At 71.4% G+C, this 2,808-nt stretch carries 3 protein-coding genes; 2 read left to right on the top strand and 1 reads right to left on the bottom strand.

All coding sequences use genetic code 11. The features are described from left to right. The first annotated feature begins 2 nt into the window (after positions 1 to 2). Entirely contained in the window at positions 3 to 1,325 is a 1,323-nt protein-coding gene (locus P1P70_RS43000; RefSeq protein WP_319247701.1) for an MFS transporter, read from the top strand. Between the two features lie 11 nt (positions 1,326 to 1,336). Here the strand turns inward: P1P70_RS43000 and P1P70_RS43005 are convergent, their stop codons facing one another. Continuing rightward, positions 1,337 to 1,630 carry a nuclear transport factor 2 family protein gene (locus P1P70_RS43005; protein ID WP_413471681.1) on the bottom strand — a complete coding sequence of 98 codons (294 nt, stop codon included), beginning with the start codon at positions 1,628 to 1,630 and terminating at the stop codon, positions 1,337 to 1,339. Between the two features lie 56 nt (positions 1,631 to 1,686). Between P1P70_RS43005 and P1P70_RS43010 the strand changes: the two genes are divergently transcribed. Further along, positions 1,687 to 2,679 (top strand): aldo/keto reductase, encoded by a 993-nt coding sequence (locus P1P70_RS43010; protein WP_319247703.1) that lies wholly within the window; start codon positions 1,687 to 1,689, stop codon positions 2,677 to 2,679. Positions 2,680 to 2,808: the final 129 nt, after the last annotated feature.

Genomic DNA, 2,808 nt, shown 5'->3' on the forward strand with positions numbered 1-2,808 from the left:
GGATGACGCGAGGCGGTGGGCTGGGACGGGAGTTCCGGTGGCTGTGGGCGGCGTACGCGGTCAGCGCGTTCGGGACCCGGCTGTCGTTCGACGCGCTTCCCCTGCTCGCGGTGCTGGTCCTGCACGTCGGCCCCACGGAAGTCTCCGCGCTGGCGGCCGCCGGTCTCGCGGTGGGCGCGACGGTGGCCGTACCGCTCGGCCCGTGGGTGGAGTTCCGCCGCAAGCGCCCGGTGATGATCTCGATGGACCTGGTCCGCTGCGCGGCCCTGCTGTCCGTCCCCGCGGCCTACGCCCTGGACCTGCTCACCTTCCCCCAGCTCCTCCTGGTCGCCATGGTCGTCGCCGTGGCCGACATCACCTTCACCGCGGCGAGCGGCGCCTGTCTGAAGTTCCTGGTCCCGCCGGAGCACCTCGTGGCCGCCAACGGCCGCTTCGAGGCCACGACCTGGACCACAACCATGCTCGGCCCTCCCCTCGGCGGCGCCGCGATGGGTCTCCTCGGCCCGGTCGTCACCGTGCTGCTCGACGCCTGCAGCTACCTCCTCTCGGCAGCGGGCATCCGAGCGATCGGCACCAAGGAGCCCCGCCCGGGCCCGACCACGAAACCGGCCGCGCGCACCACCCCCCGGTTCCGCTTCGGCGACCTCCTGGACGGCTGGCGGTACATCCTCCGCGACCCCGCCCTGCGCCCCCTCTTCCTCAACTCCGTCCTGGTCAACGCCCTGATCATGGCCCCGGCGCCGCTGCTGCTCATGCTCATGGTGGGGCAACTGGGCTTCGCACCCTGGCAGTACGGTCTCGCCTTCGCCGTCCCGTGCGTCGGCGGCCTGATCGGTTCCCGCCTGTCCGGTCCGCTGGTCGCCCGGTACGGACAGGACAGGGTCGTCCGGGTCGCCGGAACCCTGCGGGCGTGCTGGCCGCTGGGCCTGGCGTTCGTCGGCGCGGGCCCGGCGGGGCTCGTCCTCGTCATGGTCGTCGAACTGGGCCTGATCACCTGCATCGGCGCCTTCAACCCCGTACTGGCCACCCAGCGCCTCACCCGGACCCCGCCGGACCGCGTCGCCCGCACCCTCACCGCCTGGTCCGTCACCGGCAAACTCAGCACCGCCGCCATGACGGCCCTCTGGGGCGTCCTCGCCGCCGTCACCACCCCCCGTACAGCGATCGCCACGGCCGGCCTGCTCCTCCTGACGACCCCTCTGCTCCTGCTCCCCCGATCGCAACCGTGCTTGAAGTCGCAGCATGCCCACCTGCCCACGGAATCCACGGAATCCGCGGCCAACGTGGGAACTGATCAAGCGGACGGCCGGGGAACCGGAGCGTGACGGCGTGACGGTCAGAACATCGTGTTGTCGTTCGCCGAGGTCTCCGGCACGTCCTGCACCGCGTCCCAGTGCTCCACGATCTTCCCGTTCCGCACCCGGAACAGGTCGACGACCGCCTGCCCCCGCTCCCCCGGCGCGTTGCCGTAGTGGCTGTGGACGGCGACGACGCGCTTGCGCGAGACGGCGAGGGCGGGGAACTGCTGGAAGTAGCCGCCCAGACCGGCCTTGACCCCCTCCACGCCGTCGGGGACGTTCGGGTTGTGCTGGTGGTACTCCGGCCCCCAGTACCTGTCGATCGCCGACAGGTCCTAGGTCTGTCCCGCTTGCCTAGAGCGCACTCCAGCGCATTGGCTGGGGAGTCATGGAGTACACACAGCTCGGACGCACAGGACTCAAGGTCAGCCGACTGGTCCTCGGCACGATGAACTTCGGTCCGCAGACGGACGAAGCGGACAGCCACGCGATCATGGACGCAGCGCTGGACGCGGGAATCAACCTTTTCGACACGGCGAACGTGTACGGCTGGGGCGAGAACAAGGGCCGCACCGAGAGCATCATCGGCAACTGGTTCGCCAAGGGCGGCGACCGCCGCGACAAGGTCGTCCTCGCGACCAAGGTGTACGGCAACATGGCGGCCTCCGCCGACTCCTGGCCCAACCACGACAAGCTCTCCGCGCTGAACATCCGGCGCGCCGTGGACGCCAGCCTCAAGCGGCTGCGGACGGACCACATCGACGTCTACCAGTTCCACCACATCGACCGGGCCACCCCCTTCGACGAGATCTGGCAGGCCGTAGACGTGCTCGTGCGGCAGGGCAAGATCCTGTACGCCGGCTCGTCCAACTTCCCCGGCTACAAGATCGCCCAGGCCAACGAGACCGCCGCCCGCCGGGGCGGCACCATCGGCCTCGTCAGCGAGCAGTGCCTCTACAACCTCGCCGAGCGCCGCGCCGAGATGGAGGTCATCCCGGCCGCGCAGGAGTACGGCCTCGGGGTCATCCCCTGGTCGCCGCTGCACGGCGGGCTGCTCGGCGGGGTCATCCGGAAGGAGGCCGAGGGCGGTCGCCGCTCCTCCGGCCGCGCCGCCGACGCCCTCGCCGACAGCGCCGCCCGCGCGCAGGTCCAGGCGTACGAGGACCTGCTCGACAAGCACGGCGTCGAACCGGGCGAGGCCGCCCTCGCGTGGCTCCTCACCCGCCCCGGGGTCACGGGCCCGATCGTGGGCCCCCGCACGGCCCAGCAGCTCGACTCCGCGATCCGCGCGTCCGAGCTGACGCTCAGCGAGGAGCTCCTGACCTCCCTGGACGAGATCTTCCCGGGCCCGGGCCCGTCCCCGGAGGCCTTCGCCTGGTGACCACCGGCAGCCCGTAAGGGACGCGGGGAACTGCGCGACAAGCCCCCACCGGGGGGCGGACGAGAACGGTCCGCGGTTCCCCGACGGTCACGGAAACCGGCAGCCACCGGAACGGACAACAGCCGCCGG

The sequence above is a fragment of the Streptomyces sp. MB09-02B genome (assembly GCF_033794485.1).
Classification (GTDB): domain Bacteria; phylum Actinomycetota; class Actinomycetes; order Streptomycetales; family Streptomycetaceae; genus Streptomyces.

Bases quoted from the DNA above. Each gene is read 5' to 3' on its own strand.
- P1P70_RS43000 (WP_319247701.1), top strand. From the start codon at position 3: ATGACGCGAGGCGGTGGGCTGGGACGGGAGTTCCGGTGGCTGTGGGCG.
- P1P70_RS43010 (WP_319247703.1), top strand. From the start codon at position 1,687: ATGGAGTACACACAGCTCGGACGCACAGGACTCAAGGTCAGCCGACTG.